The following is a 24,620-nucleotide window of genomic DNA, read 5'->3' on the forward strand; positions in this document are numbered from 1 at the left end:
AATGAGCCAGTTGATTCGCGTACAAGACCTGCGCGTGGTTGCCGAGGGCGATCACGGTGAACTGGAAATCGTCAAAGGCGTCAGCTTCGCACTGGAAAAAGGTGAAGTGCTGGCGTTGATCGGCGAGTCCGGCTCGGGCAAGACGACTATTGCGCTGGCACTGCTGGGTTATGCCCGGCGCGGCTGCAAACTGGCAGGCGGCGTGGTTCGGGTCGGCGAGCATGACATGCTCAGCCTGCCCGAAAGCCAGTTGCAGGGCCTGCGTGGCAATCGCGTTTCGTACGTCGCGCAAAGTGCCGCCGCGGCGTTCAACCCGGCGAAAAAGCTCATCGATCAAGTGATCGAGGGCGCGCTGATTCACGGTCTGGGCAGTCGTGCAGACTTGCAGGCCAAAGCCATCGAGCTGTTCCGCGATCTGGCCTTGCCCAACCCGGAAACCATTGGCCAGCGTTATCCGCACCAGGTGTCGGGCGGGCAGTTGCAACGGGTGATGGCGGCGATGGCGCTGATCAGCGACCCGTTGCTGGTGATCCTCGACGAACCGACCACCGCACTGGACGTCACCACGCAGATCGACGTGCTGCGCGCCTTCAAGCGTGTAGTGCGCGAGCGCGGCGCGACGGCGGTCTATGTCTCCCACGACCTTGCAGTGGTGGCGCAGATGGCTGATCAGATCGTGGTGCTCAACGGCGGGCGGATCATCGAACAGAGCAGTACGGCGGCATTGCTCAAAGGCCCGGAAGACCCGTACACCCGCAGCCTGCTGGCAGCGGCGCGGCCGGATAAAGTGCTGAAACCGGCCAGCGAGGTGGTCAAGGACAGCACCCTGTTGACCATCAAAGGGCTGACCGCCGGCTACGGCAAAAAGAACCTGCAAGGCATGCCGATGATTCGCGTGCTGGAAGACATCGACCTGACCATCCGCCGTGGCCAGGCCATCGGCGTGATTGGCGAGTCGGGCTCGGGCAAATCGACCCTGGCCCGTGTGGTAGCCGGTCTGCTGGATCCGGCCCACGGCAGCCTGACGTTTGACGGCGCTGAACTGTCAGGCACCTTGGCGGGGCGCACCGAAGAGCAGTTCCGGCGCATCCAGATGGTGTTTCAGAACGCCGACACCGCGCTCAACCCGATGCACAGCGTCGGTGCGATTCTCGCCCGGCCGCTGAAAATGTATTTCGGTCTCAAGGGCAAGGCGTTGCGCGAGCGTATCGACGAGTTGATGGACCTGGTGCGTCTGCCACGCGAGCTGGCCGAGCGGCGCCCCAATGAACTGTCGGGCGGGCAGAAGCAACGCGTTAACCTGGCCCGTGCACTGGCCGCCAAACCAGACCTTATTCTTTGCGATGAAGTCACCTCGGCGCTCGATACCGTGGTCGGTGCCTGCATCCTCGAACTGCTCGGCGAACTGCGCCGCAAGCTGGGTGTTTCCTACCTGTTCATCAGCCATGACATTTCCACCGTCCGCGCGCTGTGCGACGACATTGTGGTGATGTACAGCGGCCACAAGGTCGAAGAGGGCAGCCGTGAAACCTTCAGCCACGTACCGTTCCATCCGTATACCGATCTGTTGGTGCACTCGGTGCCGGAACTGCGTCAGGGCTGGCTGGAAAGCTGCGGCGTGACCAGTGGCAAACTGCCGCCGATCAGCGCCCCGGTCAACAACCGGGAGCTGTGCACTTTTCTCAATCGCTGCCCGGCGCGGATCGAAGGCCTGTGCAACAGGACCGCGCCTGGCCGTCGTCGCATTGCAGGCGGCAGCGAAATTCTTTGCCATCGCGACAGCGACGAACTGCAAGCCGTACAAGAAAACCTTAATCCTGTGACCGTGGGAGCCTACGCATGAGTGGCCGTTTTGTAAGACTGGGCGAGCGCGATCGCCCGGTTGTCAGCCTGCTGGTCGATGGTGCGCCCATCGAAGCGTTGCAGGGCGACACCCTGATGGTCGCGTTGCTGACCCGCAAAGCCACGCTGCGCCAGTCCGAGTTTGACTCGGGGCGGCGTGCCGGGTTTTGCCTGATGGGCGCCTGCCAGGATTGCTGGGTCTGGACCCGCAGTGGCGAGCGCCTGCGCGCTTGCTCCAACGAAGTTCGCGATGGACTCGACATCGTCACCACCCAGCCGGAGGCGAAATGGCCACTTCTTCACGGTTAGACGTTCATAACCCTGGCAGCCCCAGAGTCGTCATCATTGGCGCGGGCCCGGCCGGCACCCGCTGTGCGCAAACCCTGCTGGCGGCGGGCATCAAGCCGATCCTGATCGACGAAAACCGGCGTGACGGCGGGCAGATCTATCGCCGCCAGCCCGAAGGCTTCAAGCGTGATTACTCGGCGCTGTACGGCACTGAAGCGGCCAAGGCGCGCGACCTGCACGAGAGCTTCGACCGCCTGCGCAAACAGATCGACTATCGCCCTGACACGCTGGCCTGGAACCTCACGCAGGGCGAACTGTGCTGCGCCAGCCAGGGCGTGCACAGCGTGGTCGAATACGACGCGCTGATACTCTGCGCCGGTGCCACCGACCGTCTGATGCCGATCAAAGGCTGGCAACTGGCGGGCACCTACAGCCTTGGCGGCTCGCAGATTGCCCTCAAGTCGCAGTCGGTTTCCATCGGCAGCCGCGTGGTGTTCATGGGCAGCGGGCCGCTGCTGTATCTGGTTGCCAGCCAGTACGTCAAAGCCGGTGCCGAGGTGGCCGCCGTGCTCGACACTTCACCGTTCAGCAAGCGCATCGGCGCGATGCCCAAGTTGCTGGCGCGCCCAGGTTTGTTGTTCAACGGCATGAAACTGCTGGCGCAGTTGTACAGCGCCAACGTGCCGGTGCATCTGGGCGTGCAGCCTGAAGAGATTATGGGCAGCGAGCAGGACGGCGTGACAGGCGTGCGGGTAAAGCTTGCCAGCGGCAACGTACTGACCGTCGATTGCGATGCATTGGCGCTGGGCTACCACCTGCGCCCGGAAACCCAGCTCGCTGATCTGGCCGGGTGCCAGTTGCGCTTCGATGACGCCTCCGGGCAATGGGTGCTGGCCGTCGATGAAGAAGGCCGCACCTCGGTCAAAGGCGTGTATGCCGCTGGCGACGGCGCGAAGATTCGCGGTGCCGATGCGGCCGAGCAGGCCGGTCGGCTGGCGGCGATGGCGTTGCTGGAAGACCTCGGCCGGCCTGTGGATAAGTCGCACAGGGAAGCCGTGCGCAAGAACCTGGTGGTTATGGACCGCTTCCGCGTGGGGCTGGCCGAAGCCTTCCCGTGGCCTGCTGCTCAGGCGGCGGCGCTGCCTGATGAGGCGATTGTCTGCCGGTGCGAGATGATCAGCGCAGGCGAATTGCGTGGCGTGGTGCGTGAAAAGGGCGCGTGCGAAGTCAACCGCGCCAAGGCGTTCAGCCGTGTCGGCATGGGCCGCTGTCAGGGCCGCTATTGCTCGCAGGCCGGGGCCGAGGTGATCGCCGCCGAAGCCGGTGTGCCGGTCGAGCAGGTGGGTCGGCAGCGCGGTCAGGCACCGGTCAAACCGTTGTCGATGCTGATAGACGAGGTGGTGTCATGAAACAACCGAAAGTCGATGTGCTGATTGTCGGTGGCGGCTTCATGGGCTCGGCGTCGGCGTTTTTTCTGCGCCAGCGCGGCAAGTCGGTGACCCTGCTGGAGCGTGACGTGGTCGGCCAATATGCTAGCGGCGTGAATTTTGGCAACGTGCGGCGTCAGGGTCGTCATCTGGGCCAGCTGGAGCTGTCCAACCGTTCCCGTGCACTCTGGCAGCGGCTGCCGGAACTGATCGGCGAGGACCTGGAATTTCTGCCCAGCGGGCACATGCGCGTCTGCTATCGCGAGGACGAAATTGCCGAGCTGGAAGCTTATGCCGCTGCGCCAGAAGCGCGTGAGCTGGACCTGAAAATCTATCGCGGTAAAGCGCTGCACGAGCGTTTTCCGTTTCTCGGGTCTGACGTGAAGGGCGGTTCCTACGCGCCGCACGATGGCCACGCCAACCCGCGTCTGGCCGCGCCTGCTTTTGCGCGTGCAGCGATTCGTGCCGGGGCGCGGATCGAAGAGCGTACTGAAGTGGCGCATGTCGAAAAGGTCGGTAACGAATTTGAAGTCACCACCACTGACGGGCGTATTTTCACAGCTGATCAATTGTTGATCACCGCTGGCGCGTGGGGGCAGAAGCTCTCTGCGCAGTTTGGCGAACCCGTGCCGCTGGAGACCAATGGCCCGCAGATGGCCGTGACCGAACCGGTGCCTTACGCGCTGCCGACCGTCATCGGCGTGTTCACCAAAATCCCCCATGAAGTGATTTATTTCCGGCAGATCGCGCGCGGCAACATTGTCATTGGCGGTGGCTTTCGCAGCAAGCCGGACATGGTCAATCGTCGCGCCTACGTCGAGCCGCGCAGCATCGTCAATCAGGTCCAGCAGATGCGTCGTCTGCTGCCCGGTGTCGGTAACCTGAATATCATCCGCGTGTGGAGCGGCATCGAAGGCTACACACCCGACTCACTGCCGGTGATGGGCCGCAGCGGCAAGGTCGACGGGCTGTTTTATGCGTTCGCGTTCTGCGGGCACGGCTTCCAGCTTGGTCCGGGCGTGGGCGACGTGATGGCTGAACTGATCAGCACCGGCACGACCAGCACCTCCATCAGCCCGTTCGACATTCGCCGTTTTGAAATCGTCACCGAACACGCGAGCAAAGCCTCATGAGCCCCCGTGCACTGGAAATCCTCAAGCGCCTGATCGCCTTCGACACCGTGTCGTCGGAGCCTAACATGGCGTTGATCGAATACGTCCGCGAGCTGCTGGCCAGCAAAGGCATCGAGTCGCTGATCGTCAAGGACGAGACCGGCAAAAAGGCCAACCTGTTTGCCAGCACCGGCCCGCGTGATGTGCCGGGCGTGCTGCTTTCCGGCCACACCGACGTGGTGCCGGCTGCGGGTCAGGCATGGACGATGCCGCCGTTTCAGGCAACCCTGCGCGACGGCCGTATCTATGGCCGTGGTACCTGCGACATGAAGGGCTTTATTGCGCTGGCGATCGACGCCATGCTCAATGCGGCAGACATGACCCTGCTGCGTCCGCTGCAACTGGCCTTGTCCCACGATGAAGAAATCGGCTGCGTTGGCGTGCGGCGTTTGCTGGACGTATTGCACCTTGCGCCGGTGCGTCCATTCTTGTGCGTGGTCGGCGAACCCACGCTGATGCAGTTTGCCGTCGGGCACAAAGGCAAGGCGTCGTATCGCACCTTCTGCCGAGGCCAGGAAGCGCATTCTTCGCTGGCCCCCCGGGCGGTCAACGCGATTCACCTGGCCAGCGATTTCATCGCCGAACTGCGCAACAGCCAGAAACGAATCGAGCAGCAAGGCAGCCGCGACGAGGGTTATGACATTCCTTACAGCACCGTGCACATCGGTCGTATCGATGGCGGCAAGGCGCTGAACATTGTGCCCAACCTGTGCACCATGGAATTCGAGTACCGCAACCTGCCGGGGGACAATCCCGAGGTGCTGCTGGAGCAACTGCGCGAGCGTGCCGACGTGCTGGTACGCGAAGCGAAACACTTGTCGGGCGTTGCCGCTATCGAGATCGAAGTGATGAACGAATACCCCGCGCTGGAGACGCATCCAAGCGTTGAGGCGGTGCGCATGCTGCACGCATTTGCCGAGCCGGGTACTCAGCACATCAAGGTGTCCTACGGCACCGAAGGCGGGCTGTTCGCCGGACGGCTCAACGTGCCGGTGGTGGTGTGCGGGCCAGGTTCCATCGAGCAGGCGCACAAGCCGGATGAATTTATCGACGAGAGCCAGATGGACGCGGGCGAGCGCTTTCTGCACAGCCTGCTCGGCTCGCTGAAGCAGTAGAGGCTGCCGTCCGGGCGCGAATTTCAGCATCGGACGCTGCCGTTATCCTGCTTTCAGCATCCTGGACTGCGACGCCTGCCTAGACTGGCAGGTATCCCGAAACAGGACTCGACCATGCTCAAGAATCAGTTGAAAGACCCCAGCCTGCTGGTGGACCGCGCCTACGTCGATGGGCAATGGATCAGCGCTGATGATGGTGCAACGCTGGCCATCAGCGACCCGGCGACCGGCGAAGTGATCGCGCAGGTTCCGGCCTTGCAAGGCGCTGAAACCCGCCGCGCCATCGAGGCCGCTGATCGTGCCTGGCCTGCCTGGCGCGCGCGTCCTGCCGCCGAGCGTGCGGCGCTACTGGAGCGCTGGCATCAGGCGATGCTCGACAACGTCGAAGACCTCGCGCTGATCATGACCCTTGAGCAGGGCAAGCCGCTGAACGAGTCGCGTGGCGAGATCCGCTATGGCGCAAGCTTCGTCAAATGGTTCGCTGAAGAAGCGCGCCGCTCGTACGGTGAAACCATTCCCACGCCCAGCGCTGATCGTCGTTTGATGACGCTCAAACAGCCGGTCGGTGTCTGCGCCGCGATCACCCCGTGGAATTTCCCCAACGCCATGATCACCCGCAAATGCGCGCCAGCTCTGGCTGCAGGCTGCACGATCATCGTCAAACCGTCGGACCTCACGCCGCTGTCGGCGCTGGCGCTGGCAGTGCTGGCCGAGCGCGCGGGCATTCCTGTTGGTGTGTTCAGCGTCGTCACCGGCATGCCGACCGCCATCGGCGAAGAGCTGACCGGCAACCCGGTGGTGCGCAAGATTTCCTTCACCGGCTCCACGCCGATCGGCCGTCTGCTGATGCGCCAGAGCGCCGAACACATCAAGCGCCTGAGCCTGGAACTGGGGGGCAACGCGCCGTTCATCGTGTTTGACGACGCTGATCTGGAGCAGGCTGTGGCCGGCATTATGCTCAGCAAATTCCGCAACGCCGGGCAAACGTGCGTGTGCGCCAACCGGATTCTGGTGCAGAGCGGCATTTACGACCGTTTCGCTGCGCGGCTGGTGGAAGAAGTCGCCAAACTCAAGGTCGGCAACGGTCTGGAAGAGGGCGTGACCATCGGCCCGTTGATTAATCCGGCAGCGGTCAGCAAAATTGCCCGGCACATCGACGATGCGCTGAGCCAGGGCGCGAAGTTGCTGTACGGCGGGTTGCCCAACGGTGACGGCCAGTTCGTCCAGCCAACGGTATTGGGTGATACCCATGCGGGCATGCTGCTGGCCAACGAAGAAACCTTCGGCCCGGTTGCCCCGCTGATGCGTTTCACCGACGAAGCCGAGGCCCTCGCACTGGCCAACGCAACGCCCTACGGCCTTGCCGCTTACTACTTCACCCAGGACCTGCGTCGCTCATGGCGTTTCGGCGAAGCGCTGGAATTCGGCATGGTCGGCCTCAACACCGGCATCATCTCCATGGAAATCGCCCCCTTCGGCGGCATCAAACAATCCGGCCTGGGCCGCGAAGGCTCCAGCTACGGCCTGGATGAATACCTGGAAGTGAAGGCGTTTCATGTGGGTGGGTTGTAGAGCGCAAAACGGTGCTTGTGTAGGGGCGGACCGGGCGACGCTTCGCTTGCCCACGATCTCTCGGTTTTCGTGGGAGCAGACTTGTCCGCGAACTGCCGGGAACCGGCAGTAAAATCGGCCACCTCGGTGTGCCAGACACAGCCAATGTGACCGGTTTCAGTGCCGCTTCGCAGCCCATCGCGGACAAGTCCGTTCCTACGCCCTGCGGGCAGAAACGCTGTTCTCAATGCTCATCGGAGCTGAGTATAGCGACAGTTGACAGTCAATAACCCTGCCCGCGATTAACCTGTCCTTGCATCGCTTCTCCGCGCTCAAAGCGGCGGATGTTGTCGAGCAGGCCGGGGAAGGCGCTTTCCGGTTGGGTCATGGCCGCGACGTGCGGTGTCAGCAGGATTTTCGGGTGTTGCCAGAATGGATGGTCGGCAGGTGCTGGCTCTTGCTGCAACACATCCAGCACCGCCGCGCTGAGTTGGCCGCTGTCCAGTGCTTCAAGCAGATCGGCCTCCACCAGATGCCCACCACGGCCCATGTTGATCAGGGCGGCACCTTCGGGCAGGCGCTCGAAAAGCTGGCGGTTGAGGATGCCTTCGGTTTGCGCAGTCAAAGGCAGCACACACAGCAGAATGTCGCACTGCCCAAGAAACTCGCTCAACTGCTCCTCGCCCGCATAACACGTCACACCTTCGACCTGATGCGCACTGCGCGCCCAGCCTGACAGCTGGAAACCGAACGGTTTGAGGCTCGACAGAATATGCTGCGCCTGCAAGCCCAACCCCATCACGCCCACTCGACGCTTGTTCGCCGGTATCAACGGCTGGGCTTTCCAGAGCCCTTCAACCTGCTGCTGACGATAGCGCAGCATTTCCCGGTGCAGGCTCAGCACCGCAAAAGATGCGTACTCGCACATCCCGTGGCTGATGCCGGGGTCGAGCAGGCGAACCACCGGCAACGACTTGGGAATACGGCTCAGGTCCAGTTGATCCACGCCAGCCGACAGCGCAAACAGCACTTTCAGGTTGGGCAACAGGTCCTGCAGGTCATCAGGTGCCAGCCAGGCACCCAGATAGTGGATATCGGCCGGGTCACCGATGTCCGGCCATACGCGCCATTCGATGTCCGGCGCGTGCTCGGCAAACAGGACACGCCAGCGTTCTGCACGTGCGGGGTCGGCTTTGTAGAGCAGGGCGGGCATGGGCATTTCCTGAGTATGAAAGTGGAGCCTCATCATGCCGCAAGTCGCAAGCAGGATCTGTCGAAACAGCCTTTTGCAGAGCGTCGGCGTGACTGAAAAGCAGCGCTGCCCGGCAGATTGCGTGGTGCTCGCAGGGCATGAAGGAATCTGCCGTTTGCGAGGCGAAAAACAGTTGATCTGGACATCTGAGAGGGCAAGTTCGGCGTAGATCATTTCGCTGAACGCTTAACCTGAACAACATCGCAGCCACCCCGCCGGCTGCCAGGCCCACGATAGGTAAAACCATGAACAGCAAAGTCGACGAAACTCCTCATCTGCTCCGCCAGCGCGACCAGTTTGTGCCGCGTGGCATCGTCACAGCCCACCCGTTGGTTATCGACCGCGCCCAGGGCTCTGAACTGTGGGACGTCGACGGCAAGCGCTATCTGGATTTCGTCGGCGGCATCGGCGTCTTGAACATCGGCCACAACCACCCGAACGTGGTCAAGGCGATTCAGGCACAACTGAGCAAAGTCACCCACGCCTGCTTTCAGGTGGCGTCCTATCAGCCCTACCTGGATCTGGCCAAACGCCTGAGCCTGATGATCGCCGGCCAGAGCGGTATTGATCACAAAGCGGTGTTCTTCACCTCCGGCGCCGAAGCGGTGGAAAACGCGGTGAAAATAGCCCGCGCGCGCACCAATCGCCCGGCGATCATCTCGTTCCGTGGTGGCTTCCACGGCCGTACGTTGCTCGGCACTACGCTGACCGGTATGAGCCAGCCGTACAAACAGAATTTCGGCCCGATGGCGCCGGAAGTGTTCCACACCCCGTACCCGAACGAGTACCGCGGCGTGACCACCGAAGTGGCCCTGGCTGCGCTGCATGAACTGCTGGCGACCCAGGTCGCGCCGGATCGCGTCGCGGCCATCCTGATCGAGCCGATTCAGGGTGACGGCGGCTTTCTGACTGCTCCGGTCGAATTCCTCAAGGCCCTGCGCGCGTTGACTGAACAACACGGCATCGTGCTGATTCTCGATGAAATCCAGACCGGGTTTGGTCGAACCGGCAAGTGGTTCGGTTTCGAGCACGCCGGTATCCAGCCGGACCTGGTGACGGTTGCCAAGAGCCTCGCGGGCGGCATGCCGCTGTCGGGCGTGGTCGGGCGTGCCGAGATTATGGATGCACCGCTTCCGGGCGGTCTGGGGGGCACTTACGGCGGCAATGCGCTGTCCTGCGCCGCAGCGCTGGCCGTAATCGATACTTACGAGCAGGACAATCTGCTGGCGCGTGGCGAACAGTTGGGCGAGCACCTGCGTGCCGGTTTGCTCAGGCTCAAGGACCGCTACGCCTGCATCGGCGACGTACGCGGCACCGGTTTCATGCTGGCGATGGAGCTGACCAAGAACGACGCTGCACGCAGCCCGGACGCTGATCTCAACCAGAAAGTCATCGATCAGGCGCGCATCGGCGGCCTGCTGGTGATCAAGTGCGGTGTGTACCGCAACGTGTTGCGTTTTCTCGCACCGCTGGTGACCACCGAGCAGCAGATCGATGAAGCACTGAGCATTCTCGATGCCGCCTTGGCACGAGTATTGAAGTCCAGCTAAGCGTCGGCGTGGTTGTCGCGAGACGCTGCGACCACCAGCGCTGGGGATCATTGTTGAATGGAGACGTTGCCTGCCATGGGGCTTATTGATTACCGCGCACTGTTGATCGATTGTGACGAGGTTCTGGTGGACCGTGATTCAGGTGTCTGGGCGGCGTTGCAGCCGTTACTGGAAAACGGCCTGAATACACCGGATAAAGAGTCGATACTGACCGAATTCAATGGCGTGGTGCGCACGCTGTATGCGCGCTTCGACGAGCTGGGTTTCAGCGGCCTGCTGTGCTTTGCGCACCGCCAGCTGGCCGAGCGCCTCGCCATCAAGACCAGTTGGGAAGAGGGCATGACCTTCGCACGTTCAGTGCCCGACTGGACGCTGTTCGAGGACGCGCCGGGCGCCATGCTTTATCTGCGCAAGTTCTATCGACTGCTGGTGTACGCCGACCGCGACCTGCAGGATCGCGGCATTTTGTGCGAGCGCCTGGGGCTTGAGCCTGACAGCCTGCTGTCGCGGGCCACTCACCCGCTGGACGACACGCGCTGGCTCGCCGAGATGGACCTGGACACCCGCGACACCCTGCTGGTGTCCCGTCCGCCTGCTTCTGCGCCGGGTCTGGGCGGGCTGTGCCTGATCCGTCGCCGCCGCGAACAGCACCGCCAGCCATGTACCGCAGACATCTGTATCAGCAGCATGGCCGACCTCGTTGCTCAGCATCAGCTGTCTTTACGGCGCTGATTTTGCTAGAAGGTAGGCACCGTGAATGGCAATACAAGAGGTAGGTAATGGAAGGCTTGGTCAAACTGGATCGGATTGATATCAATATCCTGGTAGAACTCCAGAAAGACGGGCGCATGACCAACGTCAGCCTGGCCGACGCCGTCGGGCTTTCCGCGAGCCCTTGCCTGCAGCGCGTCAAACGTCTGGAGTCGGCTGGGTACATCTCCAGCTACAAGGCGCACCTCAACCTCGCAAAAATCACCGAATCGGTTACCGTGTTCACCGAAATCTCCCTGAGCGACCACAAACGCGAAGACTTTGCCAAATTTGAAGCGAACATCCGCCATGTGGACGAAGTGCTGGAGTGCCACCTGATCAGCGGCGGGTACGACTACCTGGTGCGCTTCATGACCCGCAGCATTCAGCATTATCAGGAAGTGATCGAAGAGCTGCTGGACAAGAACATCGGCATCTCCAAGTACTTCAGCTACATCGTCATCAAATCCCCGGTCATGAAAGACGGCGTGCCGCTGCGCAAGTTGTTGCGGCATTGAAACGGCGTAAAGTGTGGATGCGAGGGGATCAAATCCAGATCGCATCCCACAATGGATAGTCTCCTATCTTCTTGACCAGTCCTGCGCGTAGCGGGTTTGCGACGATATAGCGAGCCAGACCGACCATGTTTTGTTCGTTGCGCACAGCCTGGTCGTGATACCCGGACTGCCATAAGGTGTCGGGATGTGCTCTGATTTTTCCGATGGCTATTGAACTGCGTGCTTTAAGTTGTTGAATCAACATGGGCAGGGAATTCTTTTTGAGCTCAAAAAGCCAGTGAAAGTGGTCAGGCATTACGACCCAGGCAAGCGACTTGACCAATTCCTGCTCTTCGCATCGTCTCAGCTCTCGAACCAGCAAGCGCCCGAGACGAACATCGGCGAATACCGGTTCGCGTCCTCGTGTCACTGAAGTCACCATGTATATCTGGCCTATTGCGGAATATCGGCCTGTACGCAAACGTTTTGACGCAGAGTAAACATGCATTCCCTTGCCCCTAAAATCACTTCATCGGTGAACTTTAGTGCGTGGCACGTGGATCAACTGAGTAATGCTTTACAGCATGTAATTTCAGTGATTCATTCGGTGTCTGATGATCAGTCTTCGTGGACAAGTCCACTCCTACAGGAGTGCAGGATCTCAGGATAAGGATAAGGATCAGGATCAGGATCAGGATCAGGGTCACAGGGTCAGGATCACCGGTTGATGTGGTGGGAGCGGACTTGTCCGCGAAGAGGTCCGGCCTGCTACCAACGGATGCCCGCTCCATCATCGCGCCTCAACACCGGGTAAATAATCTATTTCTGAATTTATGGCACGGGGCTACTATCTGGGCGGTGCGTTGGCCGGGCTTTTGCTCGTCAAGACCTGACTCCGACCGGGCTTCCCTGTCGTCACGGATTTCATAAGGATGTGTTCGATGCCCGCAGCCCCTCGTTTCCTTGAGCATTACCGTAAGGCCGACCGCATCATGCTGGGTCTGATCTGGCTGTTGTTTGTGTACGCGCTGGGCCTGGGGTTCTGGTTTGATACGTTTACCCAGGCGGTTGTGGTCGGTGGTGGCACCGCGCTGGTGCTGACCGGGCTGTATCGCGTGATCGGGGGCACTCGATTGATGCGCTGCTGCGTCGGTATCGGGCTGATGGTCATGGCCGCGCTGCACATCAATCAGGCACATGGGCAGATTGAAATACACTTCGGCATCTTCGTATTTCTCGCCGTGCTGACCTTCTACCGCGACTGGCTGCCGATTCTGGTCGCCGCCGTCACCATCGCTATCCACCACATCGGCTTTCATGCCCTGCACCACTCGGGCTTCCCGGTGTACGTCATGCAACATGGCGGCGGCTGGAGCATGGTGGCTATGCATGCGGTTTACGTGGTGGTCGAGAGTACCATTCTGGTCTACCTGGCCGTGCAGAATCAGGCCGAGGCGGTCGAGAATCAGGACATGCTCGACCGCATGCTGGCCACCACCAACCAGTTCTCCCCCGATAGCCGGATCGACGAGCGATCGGGCAAACACGTCTCGCTGGCGCAGCGTTTCGAGCAGTTTCTGGCGCAGATCACCGGCCTTGTCGACGGTGTTGTGCGCGACACGCGCGGGCTTGGCGAACTGGGCCATGACCTCGCCAAAGCCAGTGGCACGCTGGAAACCGGTGCGCAGCACCAGTTGAGCGAGATCGCCCGCATGACCGGCGCAATGCAGCGCATGGGCGATGCCATGAATGACATTTCCGGCCACGTCGCGCAGGCCGTGCAGCGTGCCGGTGACGCCAGTGATCAGGTGGCCCACGGGCGCGACAGTGTCGACCGGGCGCAGAGCGAAATCACCCAGCTTGCGGCGCGCATCAGCACCACCGACGAAACCGTGCAGGCACTTGCCAATCAGTCAGAACAGATCGGCAAGGTGCTGGACGTGATCGGCAGTATCGCCGAGCAGACCAACCTGCTGGCGCTCAACGCTGCGATTGAAGCCGCCCGCGCGGGTGAGCAGGGCCGGGGCTTTGCGGTGGTAGCCGACGAGGTGCGCAACCTGGCACAACGCACCGCGTCATCCACCAAAGAGATCCAGACCATCATCGAAGACCTGCAAAAGGGCAGTCGCCAGGCTGCAACGGCCATGAGCGACAGCCTGCAAGGCGTCGGTCGTTGTGTGGAAAACAGTCAGCGCGCGTCTGAATCCCTGCGCTCGGTGGGCGAAGGCATCGGGCACATCACGCAGCTCAACGGCCTGATCGCCACGACCACCGAACAGCAGGCCACCGCCAGCCGCGAAATCGCCGATCAACTGCGTTCGGTGCAGGCCATCGCCGAACACACTGCCGCCAATATCGGCGTACTGGCGAGCAGCAGCCAGAGCCTGTCGCCGCTGGCCGTACGCCTGGCAGCGCTGGGCCAGAGTTTCCATAATTAGCGTTCACATCCGGCTTTCAAATTCAGGCTCAGGCAAACACTAGCCCCGACGAGCGCAGCAGTTCCTGTGTGTAGGCCTGCTGCGGCGCGGCGAAGATCTCGCGGGACGGGCCTTGTTCGACCACTTTGCCGTCCTTGATCACGATCAGGTCATGGGCCAGCGCATGCACCACCGCCAGGTCATGGCTGATGAACAGGTACGTCAGGCCATGACGGATTTGCAGGTCGCGCAACAGTGCGACGATCTGCTTCTGCACGGTGCGGTCGAGGGCTGACGTCGGCTCGTCCAGCAGGATCAGATCCGGTTCAAGCACCAATGCCCTGGCGATGGAAATGCGCTGGCGCTGGCCACCGGAAAACTCATGCGGGTAACGATGCCGCGTCGCCGGATCGAGCCCCACTTCCTGCAACACCCGAATCACCGTCTGCTCACGTTCTTTGGGCGTGCCGATTTTATGCGTCACCAAGCCCTCGGCGATGATCTGCTCTACGGTCATGCGCGGGCTCAGGCTGCCGAACGGGTCCTGAAACACCACCTGCAGCTGGCGACGCAACGGGCGCATCAGGTGCTGACTGTGCAAGCTCAGTTCCTTGGTGCCAAAGCGGATGCTGCCCTCTGAATCCACCAGCCGCAAAATCGCCTGGCCCAGCGTCGATTTGCCCGAACCGGACTCGCCGACAATGCCCAGCGTCTTGCCCTTGAGCAGCTCGAAACTGACCCCGTCCACCGCCTTCACGTACTGCTGCTCGCGCTGGAACCAGGCTTTGCCCAGCGGGAACCAGACCTTCAGGTCCTGCACCGACAGCAGCGTATTGCTGTGCGTGGACGGCACCGGTTCGCCATCCGGCTCGGCATTGATCAGCAGACGGCTGTAAGGGTGCTGCGGGTTATCGAACAGGGCTTGGCAATCAGCCTGCTCGACGATCTCGCCCTCACGCATCACACAGACTCGCTGAGCGATGCGCCGGACCAGATTGAGGTCGTGGCTGATCAGCAGCAGCGACATGTTCAGCCGCTGTTGCAGCGATTTAAGCAACTCGAGAATCTTCACCTGCACCGTCACATCCAGCGCGGTGGTCGGCTCGTCAGCGATCAGCAAGTCAGGTTCGTTGGCCAGCGCCATGGCGATCATGACCCGCTGGCGTTGCCCGCCCGACAGTTGATGCGGATAAGCCTTGAGCCGCAACAACGGTTCGCGAATGCCGACCAGCTCCAGCAGCTCCAGCGTCCGGCTCAGCGCGGCCTTGCCCTTCAGGCCCTTGTGCGTGACGAGGATTTCGCCAATTTGCTTTTCGACCGTGTGCAGCGGGTTCAGCGAGCTCATGGGCTCCTGAAAAATCATCGCCACCCGGTTGCCGCGCAGACTGCGCAATTGCTTGTCGCTGGCCGTGACCAGATCCAGCCCGTCATAGCGAATCGAACCCTGGGTACTGACGTTTTTCGGGGGCAGCAAGCGCAGAATCGAATGCGCGGTCACTGATTTGCCGGAACCGGATTCGCCCACCAGCGCCAGGCATTCGCCACGGCGGATATCAAGGCTGATGCCATGCACCACTTCGTGGCCGTTGAAGGCGACCCGCAGGTCGCGAATTTCAATCAGGTTGTCTTGCATGTCAGCTCCGAGGATCAAAAGCGTCGCGGCAGGCTTCGCCGATGAACACCAGCAACGAAAGGATCAAGGCCAGCGCCACGAACGCGGTCAGCCCCAGCCAGGGCGCTTGCAGGTTGCGCTTGGCTTCACCGATCAGTTCACCCAGCGAAGCGCTGCCCGCCGGCATGCCGAAGCCGAGAAAATCCAGTGCGGTGAGCGTGGCAATGGCGCCGGTGATGATGAACGGCAGGTAGGTCAGGGTGCTGGTCATTGCGTTGGGCAGGATGTGCCGCCACATCAGCGCAGCATCGGTCAGGCCCAGTGCGCGGGCGGCTTTCACGTATTCCAGATTGCGCCCGCGCAGAAACTCGGCACGCACCACGTCCACCAGCGACAGCCAGGAAAACAGCGCCATGATGCCCAGCAACCACCAGAAACTCGGTGATACAAAGCCGGACAGAATGATCAGCAGGTACAGCACCGGCAAACCCGACCAGATCTCTTGAATCCGCTGGCCGATCAGGTCGGTCATGCCGCCGTAATAGCCCTGAATGGCCCCGGCGCAGACACCAATTACCGTGCTGATCACGGTCAGCAGCAGCGCGAACAGGATGGAAATCCGCGCACCGAACAGCACCCGCGCCAGCACATCGCGGGCCTGCTCATCAGTGCCCAGCCAGTTGGTGCCGTCGGGCGGGCTGGGCGATGGCGCGTCCAGGTCATAGTTGATGGTGTCGTAGCTGAACGGGATCGGCGCGAAGAGCATCCAGCCATTCTTGGCGGCGATCAGCTTGCGCACGTAGTCGCTGGCATAGTCCGGCTCAAACGGCAGCTCGCCGCCGAAATCGGTTTCCATGTAGGTGTGCAACACCGGGTAATACATCTGCCCGTCGTAGTTGATCAGTAACGGTTTGTCGTTGGCGATCAGCTCGCCGCACAGGCACACCAGCATCAGGCCGATGAAGATCCACAGCGACCACCAGCCACGCCGGTTGGCCTTGAACAGGGCGAAGCGACGCTGGGTCTGGGGAGAGAACTCGAACATCAGGCGCTCCTCGCGGAAAAGTCGATACGCGGGTCGACCAGCGTGTAGCACAGGTCACCGATCAGTTTGATCAGCAGGCCGAACAGCGTGAATAGAAACAGCGTGCCGAACACAATCGGGTAATCCCGCGACACCGCAGCCTCGTAACTCATGCGCCCCAAACCGTCGAGGCCGAAGATGGTTTCGATCAGCAGGGAACCGGCGAAGAACACTTCGATCAATGCCTGCGGAATGCCGGCGATGACCAGCAGCATGGCGTTGCGAAACACATGGCCGTACAGCACGCGATGCTCGGTCAGACCCTTGGCCCGCGCCGTGACCACGTACTGGCGACTGATCTCGTTGAGAAAGCTGTTCTTGGTGAGAATGGTCAGCGTGGCAAACCCGCCAATCACCAGCGAACTGACCGGCAGCACCAGGTGCCACAGGTAGTCCTTCACCTTGCCCCAGGTGCTCAGGCTGTCGAAGTTTTCCGAGAGCAAACCCTGCGCCGGAAACCAACTCAGGTAGCTGCCACCGGCAAACACCACGATCAGCAGAATGGCGAACAGAAACGCGGGCGTAGCGTAGCCGATGATCACCAGCGTGCTGCTCCACACATCGAACGCGCTGCCATGCCGCACCGCCTTGCGAATGCCCAGCGGGATGGAAATCAGGTAAGTGATCAGCGTCGCCCATAGCCCGAGTGACAGCGATACCGGCAGCTTTTGCGCAATCAGTTCGGTGACCGGCGCACCCCGAAAGAAGCTGGTGCCGAAGTCCAGTTGCGCGTAGTTCTTGAGCATCAGCCAGAGTCGTTCGTGCATGGGTTTGTCGAAACCGTAATGCTCTTTGATCTGCTCGATCAGCGCCGGGTCCAGCCCGCGCGTGCTGCGGCTGGCGGTGCCGCTTGCGGCCACTTCACCACCGCCGCCACCGACCCCGTTGGGGCTGAAACCCTGAATGCGGGCGATGGCCTGCTCGACCGGCCCGCCGGGGGCGGCCTGCACGATGAGGAAGTTGACAATCAGAATGGCCAGCAGCGTGGGGATGATCAGCAGCAGGCGTCGAATCACGTAAGCCAGCATCTCAATGCTCCTTCGCAGCGGTGGTCTTGCCGGCAAGCGCAGCAGCCTGAGCATTGGTCAGCGGGGTCGGGCTGATCTGCCACCAGGTTTCCAGGCCCACGTCGTAAATCGGCGCCACCGCAGGCATGCCAAAACGGTTGGCGAACACCAGCGGCGTGCCTTTGGAGTAGTAATTGGGAATCATGTAGTAGCCCCATTGCAGGACCCGATCCAGCGCGCGGGCATAGGTCACCATGTCGTTGCGCGTGTTGGCGCTCACCAGCCCGTCGATCAGCGTGTCCACTGCCGGGTTGCGCAGCACCATCGCGTTGGAACTGCCCACCTCCGTGGCGCTTTGCGAGCCGTACAGGTTGTACAGTTCGCGGCCTGGAGAAATGATCGGGTTGCCGTTTTTCGGCAATGTCACCACGATCATGTCGTAGTCCCGTGCATTGAGCCGGTTGATGTACTGCGCCGAATCGATGCGCAAAAAATCCAGGGTGATGCCGATCTGCGCCAGGGTGCGTTTGAAGGGCAGAATCAGTCGGTCGAAACCGCCCTGACCGTCGAGAAAACTGAACACCATCGGCTCGCCCGCCGCGTTGACCAGCTTGTTGTCTTTGGGGTGCCAGCCGGCCTCGGCCAGCAGTTTGAGGGCCTGCAACTGTTTGTCACGGATGTAACCACTGCCATCGGTTTTAGGCGGTTGATACACCGTAGTGAACACCTCGTCCGGCACCTGAGCGCGCAATGGTTCGAGAATCTTCAGTTCGGCGGGCGTCGGCAGCGCGGTGGCGGCCATGTCGCTTTTCGGAAAGTAGCTCTGCTCGCGCACGTAGAAATTGCGCATGACCCGGCGGTTGATCCAGTCGAAGTCCCACAGCAATGACAGCGCTTCACGCACGCGGCGGTCCTTGAAGATCGGGTTGTCCAGATTGAACACAAAACCCTGCGCGGCGACCGGGCGTTGTTGGGCGAAGATGTTTTTTTGCAGACGCCCGTCGTCAATCGCCGGGCCGCTGTAACCGACCACGAAACCTGAGGAGGAAAACTCCCGGTTATAGTCGAAGGCCCCGGCCTGCAGCAGTTGCCGGGCGATTTCGGTGTCGCCGTAGTAGTTCACGGTCAGGCTGTCGAAGTTGTACAGGCCACGGCTGACCGGCAGGTCCTTGCCCCACCAGTCCTTGACCCGTTCAAAGGCCACGCTGCGCCCGGCATCGACCTTGGCGACCCGGTAAGGCCCGTTGCCCAGCGGCGGCTCGAAACCGCCGCCGTTGGCGAAGTCGCGGCTCTTCCACCAGTGCTCCGGCAGGATGTGCAGGCTGGCAATGTCCAGCGCCAGCATGCGGTTGAGGTTGTTCTTGAAGTCGAAGCGAATCTGTAGCGGCCCCTCGATGATCACCTCTTTGACGTCGGCGAACATGGGGCGATAGCTGAAGCTGGCCTTGGTGGTCATCAGCTCGAAGGTGTAGCGCACGTCTTGCGCAGTGACGGGCTTGCCGTCCTCGAAACGTGCCTTGGGGTTGAGGAAAAAACGAATCCACAGACCGTTCGGGTCCATCTCCATCTTTTCCGCGATCAAGCCATAAACGGTGTACGGCTCATCCAGCGAGCGATAGGCCAAGGGTGAATAAACCCAGCTATCGACCTCCCGCACATTGATGCCCTGATCGACATAAGGATTGAGGTAGTTGAACTGGCCGATTTCTTCCGCCGAGCGCGTCAGTGAACCGCCTTTGGGAGCGTTCGGGTTGACGTAGTCGAAGTGCTGAAAGCCAGCCGGGTATTTGGGTGCCTCGCCGTAGACAGTCAAGGCGTGGGTCGGCGCGGCCTGCGTGACCTGCCAGCCACTCAATAGCGCAACACCCAGAATCAGGCGCTGCAACAAACGGGTATGACGCAACATGGTGGGGCTTTCCTCGTACGCACTGAATGACAATGAGTCGCGAAAAAGCCCCCGGCCGGGGAAGGTGGATGAAGCCTGGGCCGGAGGGGGCGAGCTCGCAATCTGACGTGGCCCACGGAGCATGTATGGGCCATGTCGTCACACTCAGAAGTGGTAAGTCGCGCGTGCGAACAGGGTCCGGCCCAACGGGTCGGCGTAACGAGGGTCATAGCCGGACTGGAAGTTGTAGGCCTGGTTGGAGAACGGCGGGTTGCGGTCGAACATGTTGCGTACCCCGGCATCGATATCCAGCACCTTGTCGAAGGTATGACCCACCGACATGTCCCACAGCGCGTACGACGCGACCCGCGCATTGGTGGTGCGGTCGTAGTCGTTGTAACCGCTGGTGAAGCGATTGGTGAGGGAGGCGCGGGTGTCGCCCAGTGCCCAGGTGCCGGTCAGTACGTGTTTCCAGCGTGAGATCACGCCATCGCCCTGGAAGTCGCCGACCTTGTCGGTGTACGGGCCGTCGATGATGTTCTGGAAGTCATAACGCGTCACATAGGTGCCAGTCATGCCCAGGCCGAACTGGCCGTACGGCGTATTCGGAAAGCGGTAGTCGAGCGTTACGTCGACGCCGCTGGTCTTGACGATACCCAGGTTGGCGTTACCGGTGACGATATTGGCAATCGAACCGTCGGCGGCACGCACGTAGCGGTCAGCGTAGGTGTTCGGGTCATCGAACACAGTCGACTCGGGGAACGCCTGGATCTGGTTGGAAATATGAATCCACCAGAAATCCAGGCCCATCGACAGGTTGCTGACCGGCTGATAGACGAAGCCCAGGGTCATGTTGCGGGCTTTTTCCGGGGCCAGCTCGGTGTTGCCTCCGCCATTGTTGAGGAACTGCTGCTGGCAATCACGACCGGCGTTGCCACCAGGCTGGACGACACCTCCGGCACACAGAACCGGGTCGTTGTAATAGCCCTGCGTAAAGGTCGTGCTGCGCGGTGCATACAGTTCATAGAGCGACGGTGCGCGGAAGCCTTCGCTGTAGGCACCACGGACCACCAGTTGCTTGAACGGCTGGTAGCGGAAGGAGTATTTCGGGTTGGTGGTGCTGCCGAAGTCGCTGTATTTGTCGTGACGAACCGCGGCGGTCAGCTCCAGGCTGTCCAGCACAGGGACGTTCAGTTCGGCGTATTGCGCCTTGACGCTCCTGTCGCCTTCGACGCTGCCTGCGGCATCTGCGCCCAGACTGCTGATGTCGTTGACGTAAGCTTCGTACTCCTGATGCATTTTCTCTTTGCGGTATTCACCGCCCAGCGCAATGCCGGCAGGACCTGCGCCGAACCAGTCGCCGATTTCCCGGCTGATGCGCGCATCGAGGCCTGCGACCCGGCCAACAGCGCTGGAATACTGGCCGTGATATTCGCTCGCGTCGATCAGTGCCTGACCGGCAGTGGTTTGCGGGCCGAACGGGTTAAGGGTGCCATTGGCCAGGCCGTTGAGCATTGCAGCGTCGCTGATGTACCCGTTGGTGAGCGATGACAAGACTTTGTTCTGGTTGTAGGAGGCCCCGACGTTGTAATCCCAGCCGCCCACCAAACCGTCGAAATTCAGCAGAAAACGCTGGCTGGTGTTCTGATCGCTGGACCCGCGTGGCCCGGCCGCCGTTTCTCGCCAGGCAGTGCTGATGGGTTGGGTCGGGTCGAGGGTGAAGTCGGTCGGTGCCGGGGTAATGCCGTTGCCGGGGTAAAAAGGCGACGATGAGTCCAGAGAAAGGCCAGTCAAGGGCGCTGGCCCGATATCGGTATGGTTGTTGTTACGGGCCCAGAAGTATTCGAGGCTGACGTTGTGATCGTCTGCCAGCTTGCCGGTGGCCTTGCCAAAGAACGAGGTCTTTTCGGTCTGCGGAATCAGATCGATGTATTCGCGGGTACTGAAGCGGCAGATACCGTTGCTGGCAATCAGGTTGGCGCCACCGCAGTTTCTGCCCAGCGGGTTGGCGGAGTTGTCACCTTGGAAGTAATTGCCGGGATAAGCCGTACCGGAGGTCTGGTTCAGACCGCGTCCTGGCACGTAATCTTTGGCAAACGAGCGATCGTTGGCGTCCAGGTTTTGCTGCTTGTTGTAGTTGAAGACACCCATGACGTTGAAGCGGTCTTGCTCCAGATCGCCAAAGCCCCAACTGGCGCTCATGTCTTTGGTTGCACCGCCACCGCTGGCGGTCGGTGTCTCGCCGCCCAGGGTCAGGCTGCCGTCGGTCAGGGATTTTTTGGTGATGAAGTTGATTACACCGCCGATGGCGTCGGTGCCGTAAAGCGCCGAGGCACCGTCACGCAGCACTTCCACGCGGTCAATGGCGGCGAACGGGATCATGTTCAGGTCGATGGCGCTGCCATTGGGCGTGCCCACGCCGGACAAGGCGTTATTAGCCAGGCGTCGGCCGTTGAGCAGGACCAGCGTCTTGTTTGCGCCGATGCCGCGCATGTCAGCAAAGGAGGCTCCCCCTGTTCCGGCTCCGACCGAGCCTGCGCTGTTGTTGATCGACTGGCTGCCGGTGATGCGCTGGACCATTTCCTGAGTGGTGGTCACGCCCTGTTTCTTCAGGTCGTCGGCGCGCAGGATGGTAATCGGCACTGCCGTTTCGGCATCGACCCGGCGGATCGCCGAACCGGTCACTTCAACACGTTGCAACTGGGTTGTGGCAGGCACAACCGCTGCACTGGAGGACACGGCCGAGCCGCTGGTGTCTGCATCGACGGCTTCAGCCGCCTGGGCACCGCTCATGCCCATGGCCAATGCACAGAGCAGGGCACGTGGATGACGCCGGACCGCGAGGGCCAGTGGTTTGAGGGTGCTACCGGGAAGATTCATCAGCATGGTTAGTTCCGACTTGGTCCAGACATTATTGAAATGGCCTTGTGAGCCCTCTGTTCCCGACGCGGTTGTGCCGAGCGGGTATTCCACTTCTTCGTTTTCCAGCAAGCCGCTCCCCTCCAGGAGCTTTTCAGCCCACGGACGACCGCATTCACGGGAGTCGGGTCAGAGGACTTCGCCAGGCGAAGCCCTCAGATCACGTTCGGGTCATTTCGCCGTCATGACGGATATTTTGGTAATACCGGAGCGCTCAATGGACGCCATCGCCTTGGCTACCTGGCCATAGTTCACGGCGGTGTCGGCCTGTAGTTGAACGCGGATTTCCGGGTCCTTGGCTTTCTCGTCCTGCAGGCTTTTTTCCAGCAGCTCCGGGGCGATTTCCGATTTGGCGAGGTAGAACTTGCCGTCCTGATCGACGCTGACCACCACCGGATTTTTCTTCTCGGCGGGCGCGACCGAGTCGGTCTTGGGCAGGTTGACCTTGATCGCGTTGGTCATCAGCGGCGTGGTGACGATGAACACCACCAGCAGCACGAGCATCACGTCCACCAGCGGCGTGACGTTCATTTCGCTGAGTACTTCGTCGTTGTCCTGAGTGGAGAAAGACATTAGCTGGCCTCCCGAACGGCATGGCCATTCTTGCTGGCGATGGGCTGACGGGTCACGGCGAAGGCGCTGCGCTGGGCGAGGGCGTCGAAATCGTGGGCGAAGTCATCCATGTCGGCCACGGCGAGCTTGAGGCGGCGCAGAAAGAAGTTGTAGATCAGCACCGCCGGCACGGCGACAGCGATACCCACGCCGGTCGCAACCAGTGCGTGACCGATGGGGCCGGCGACCGCTTCAAGGCTGGCCGAACCGGTCAGACCGATGCTTTGCAGCGCTTCCATGATCCCCCAGACCGTACCGAACAGGCCGATGAAGGGCGCGGTGGAGCCGATACTGGCGAGAATGGCCTGGCCGCTTTCCAGCGCACGACGCTCTTTTTGAATCTGCTGGCGCAGGTTGCGCTCCAGGCGGTCCGAGCGGTTGATGGTGTGCGCCAGTTGTTGCGTGGTGCGTGGCGACTCATCGACTGCCATTGCCTCGAAACCGCTGTTGGCAATACGCGCCAGCGCCCCAGGGTATTGCGCAGAGTGCTCGGCGGCGGTGAGCAAATCCGGCGCGCTCCAGAACGCTTTGGTGAACTGTTTGTTCTGCGACTTCTGGCGGACGTACTGCGCCGACTTGATCAGCAACAGGGCCCAACTCAACACGGAAAACACAATCAATGCCCAGAGTACGGCGGGGACGATCATGGAAGAGAGCGATGCGTTCATGGTTTAAACCTCACCAGCTTTAAATGAATTGTCGGTTGTCATGGGCCGGATCATTCCGGCAGCTTGAAGTCGATGGTCTGCGTCGCGAAGCCTTCTATCGGCGTATCGCCACGTTTGGCCGGGATAAACTTCCAGTTGCGCACGGCCTCCACGGCGGCATCGTCTAGTGCCGGTTTGCCGCTGGATTTGGTCACCTCGACCGAACCAGCGCGGCCGTTGGGCAGCACCTTGATGCGCAGAATCACGCGACCTTCCCAACTGCGGCGCAAGGCCAGCCCCGGATACTCCGGTGGCGGATTGCCCAGGCTGGCGAGCCCGGAAACAGCCGCACTTTCCTTGGCCGGTGCAGGCGGCGCAGCAGGGGCAGCAGGCGCGGGCGCAGGTGTTGGCGGCGCAGGCGGGCTCGGTGCGGCAGCAGGCGTTGGCGCGGGCGGCGTCGGCTTTTTCACCGGTTCAGGCTTCTTGACCGGCTTGGGCTTCTCGACCTTCGGCTTTTCGATCGGCTTGGGCGGCGGCTCCACGGCGTCCGGATCCTCGACCGGTTGTTCCGGTTCGGGTGGCGGCGGCGGGGGAGGCGGAGGTGGTGGCTCGGGTGGCGGCGGTTCCGGCGCCGGCGGTGTCGGGCTGGTCAGTTCAATGGTCATTTCCGGAACCTGTGGTGCAACTTCGGGCAGTGCTGGCTGCGCCGTTTGCATGTACCACCAGATCACACCGTGAATAAGTACCGACGCAGCAATCAATACCATGACTTGCGGCTTGTTAAGGCCGCCCGGGCGTGACGTATTGGCCGTGAAAGGAATGCCCTGCCACGCCGTAGGTGTTATATCGGGCGATGGGCCGGGCACTGCTTTCATTATTACCGCATCATTCATTAACGCTCCCTCGGGTAGTTGAAGGGCAATAAGAGTCCGTTCGAATATTTCGTGAATATTCGAATGCTGGATATCCGCACATTGATCAGGTGCATGACGC

General features: G+C 61.3%; 20 protein-coding genes. 10 read left to right on the forward strand and 10 right to left on the reverse strand.

Features of this window, described 5'->3' with window-relative positions; genetic code table 11:
* Position 1: 1 nt before the first annotated feature.
* From PSPTO_RS01340 to PSPTO_RS01365, 6 genes are all read left to right on the forward strand, one after another.
* Positions 2 to 1,843 (forward strand): ABC transporter ATP-binding protein, encoded by a 1,842-nt coding sequence (locus PSPTO_RS01340; RefSeq protein ID WP_011103050.1) that lies wholly within the window; start codon positions 2 to 4, stop codon positions 1,841 to 1,843.
* The gene (locus tag PSPTO_RS01345; protein WP_003382315.1) at positions 1,840 to 2,151 is read left to right on the forward strand and encodes a (2Fe-2S)-binding protein; all 312 of its coding nucleotides are present in this window, start codon (positions 1,840 to 1,842) and stop codon (positions 2,149 to 2,151) included. The genes PSPTO_RS01340 and PSPTO_RS01345 overlap by 4 nt, the downstream gene beginning before the upstream one ends.
* Positions 2,130 to 3,539, forward strand: a complete 1,410-nt coding sequence (locus PSPTO_RS01350) for an NAD(P)/FAD-dependent oxidoreductase (RefSeq protein WP_007247117.1) — start codon at positions 2,130 to 2,132, stop codon at positions 3,537 to 3,539. The genes PSPTO_RS01345 and PSPTO_RS01350 overlap by 22 nt, the downstream gene beginning before the upstream one ends.
* The gene (locus tag PSPTO_RS01355) at positions 3,536 to 4,690 is read left to right on the forward strand and encodes an NAD(P)/FAD-dependent oxidoreductase (protein ID WP_011103051.1); all 1,155 of its coding nucleotides are present in this window, start codon (positions 3,536 to 3,538) and stop codon (positions 4,688 to 4,690) included. The genes PSPTO_RS01350 and PSPTO_RS01355 overlap by 4 nt, the downstream gene beginning before the upstream one ends.
* Positions 4,687 to 5,844: an acetylornithine deacetylase gene (gene argE, locus PSPTO_RS01360; RefSeq protein WP_011103052.1), complete on the forward strand. Its 1,158-nt coding sequence runs from the start codon at positions 4,687 to 4,689 to the stop codon at positions 5,842 to 5,844. Before PSPTO_RS01355 ends, argE begins: the two co-directional genes overlap by 4 nt.
* A gap of 114 nt (positions 5,845 to 5,958) precedes the next feature.
* Positions 5,959 to 7,416, forward strand: coding sequence for an NAD-dependent succinate-semialdehyde dehydrogenase (locus tag PSPTO_RS01365; RefSeq protein ID WP_011103053.1), 1,458 nt, complete (start codon positions 5,959 to 5,961; stop codon positions 7,414 to 7,416).
* A gap of 262 nt (positions 7,417 to 7,678) precedes the next feature.
* Here PSPTO_RS01365 and PSPTO_RS01370 read toward each other — a convergent pair whose 3' ends face one another.
* Positions 7,679 to 8,608 (reverse strand): 2-hydroxyacid dehydrogenase, encoded by a 930-nt coding sequence (locus PSPTO_RS01370; RefSeq protein WP_010207549.1) that lies wholly within the window; start codon positions 8,606 to 8,608, stop codon positions 7,679 to 7,681.
* Between the two features lie 284 nt (positions 8,609 to 8,892).
* On the opposite strand from PSPTO_RS01370, the gene gabT reads away from it, so the two are divergent.
* The 3 genes from gabT to PSPTO_RS01385 all read left to right on the forward strand — a co-directional run bounded on the left by gabT (position 8,893) and on the right by PSPTO_RS01385 (position 11,465).
* Positions 8,893 to 10,197, forward strand: a complete 1,305-nt coding sequence (gene gabT, locus PSPTO_RS01375; protein ID WP_011103055.1) for a 4-aminobutyrate--2-oxoglutarate transaminase — start codon at positions 8,893 to 8,895, stop codon at positions 10,195 to 10,197.
* Positions 10,198 to 10,272: 75 nt separating this feature from the next.
* Entirely contained in the window at positions 10,273 to 10,929 is a 657-nt protein-coding gene (locus tag PSPTO_RS01380; protein WP_011103056.1) for a hypothetical protein, read from the forward strand.
* 47 nt (positions 10,930 to 10,976) lie between these two features.
* Positions 10,977 to 11,465 carry an Lrp/AsnC family transcriptional regulator gene (locus PSPTO_RS01385; RefSeq protein ID WP_002555947.1) on the forward strand — a complete coding sequence of 163 codons (489 nt, stop codon included), beginning with the start codon at positions 10,977 to 10,979 and terminating at the stop codon, positions 11,463 to 11,465.
* A 28-nt stretch (positions 11,466 to 11,493) separates the two neighbouring features.
* Here the strand turns inward: PSPTO_RS01385 and PSPTO_RS01390 are convergent, their stop codons facing one another.
* The gene (locus PSPTO_RS01390; RefSeq protein WP_007247110.1) at positions 11,494 to 11,952 is read right to left on the reverse strand and encodes an REP-associated tyrosine transposase; all 459 of its coding nucleotides are present in this window, start codon (positions 11,950 to 11,952) and stop codon (positions 11,494 to 11,496) included.
* 433 nt (positions 11,953 to 12,385) lie between these two features.
* Between PSPTO_RS01390 and PSPTO_RS01395 the strand changes: the two genes are divergently transcribed.
* A complete protein-coding gene (locus tag PSPTO_RS01395) occupies positions 12,386 to 13,882 on the forward strand; it encodes a methyl-accepting chemotaxis protein (RefSeq protein ID WP_011103057.1) in 1,497 nt (498 codons plus the stop codon).
* Positions 13,883 to 13,910: 28 nt separating this feature from the next.
* On the opposite strand, the gene PSPTO_RS01400 is transcribed toward PSPTO_RS01395, so the two are convergent.
* The 8 genes from PSPTO_RS01400 to PSPTO_RS01435 form a co-directional block, all read right to left on the reverse strand.
* On the reverse strand, positions 13,911 to 15,494 hold the full coding sequence (locus PSPTO_RS01400) for an ABC transporter ATP-binding protein (protein ID WP_011103058.1): 1,584 nt from the start codon (positions 15,492 to 15,494) through the stop codon (positions 13,911 to 13,913).
* A 1-nt stretch (position 15,495) separates the two neighbouring features.
* On the reverse strand, positions 15,496 to 16,518 hold the full coding sequence (locus PSPTO_RS01405; protein WP_011103059.1) for an ABC transporter permease: 1,023 nt from the start codon (positions 16,516 to 16,518) through the stop codon (positions 15,496 to 15,498).
* The gene (locus tag PSPTO_RS01410; RefSeq protein WP_005739846.1) at positions 16,518 to 17,585 is read right to left on the reverse strand and encodes a microcin C ABC transporter permease YejB; all 1,068 of its coding nucleotides are present in this window, start codon (positions 17,583 to 17,585) and stop codon (positions 16,518 to 16,520) included. Before PSPTO_RS01410 ends, PSPTO_RS01405 begins: the two co-directional genes overlap by 1 nt.
* Before the next feature lies 1 nt (position 17,586).
* Complete coding sequence (locus PSPTO_RS01415; RefSeq protein ID WP_046463852.1) at positions 17,587 to 19,470, reverse strand: extracellular solute-binding protein; 1,884 nt, start codon at positions 19,468 to 19,470, stop codon at positions 17,587 to 17,589.
* A gap of 144 nt (positions 19,471 to 19,614) precedes the next feature.
* The gene (locus PSPTO_RS01420) at positions 19,615 to 22,440 is read right to left on the reverse strand and encodes a TonB-dependent receptor (protein ID WP_044392586.1); all 2,826 of its coding nucleotides are present in this window, start codon (positions 22,438 to 22,440) and stop codon (positions 19,615 to 19,617) included.
* A 99-nt stretch (positions 22,441 to 22,539) separates the two neighbouring features.
* Entirely contained in the window at positions 22,540 to 22,941 is a 402-nt protein-coding gene (locus tag PSPTO_RS01425) for an ExbD/TolR family protein (RefSeq protein ID WP_005739842.1), read from the reverse strand.
* Positions 22,941 to 23,648, reverse strand: coding sequence for a MotA/TolQ/ExbB proton channel family protein (locus tag PSPTO_RS01430; RefSeq protein ID WP_011103062.1), 708 nt, complete (start codon positions 23,646 to 23,648; stop codon positions 22,941 to 22,943). The genes PSPTO_RS01425 and PSPTO_RS01430 overlap by 1 nt, the downstream gene beginning before the upstream one ends.
* Positions 23,649 to 23,698: 50 nt before the next feature.
* The gene (locus PSPTO_RS01435) at positions 23,699 to 24,502 is read right to left on the reverse strand and encodes an energy transducer TonB (RefSeq protein ID WP_052746256.1); all 804 of its coding nucleotides are present in this window, start codon (positions 24,500 to 24,502) and stop codon (positions 23,699 to 23,701) included.
* Positions 24,503 to 24,620 lie beyond the last annotated feature (118 nt).

The sequence above is a fragment of the Pseudomonas syringae pv. tomato str. DC3000 genome, assembly GCF_000007805.1.
Lineage (GTDB): Bacteria > Pseudomonadota > Gammaproteobacteria > Pseudomonadales > Pseudomonadaceae > Aquipseudomonas > Aquipseudomonas avellanae.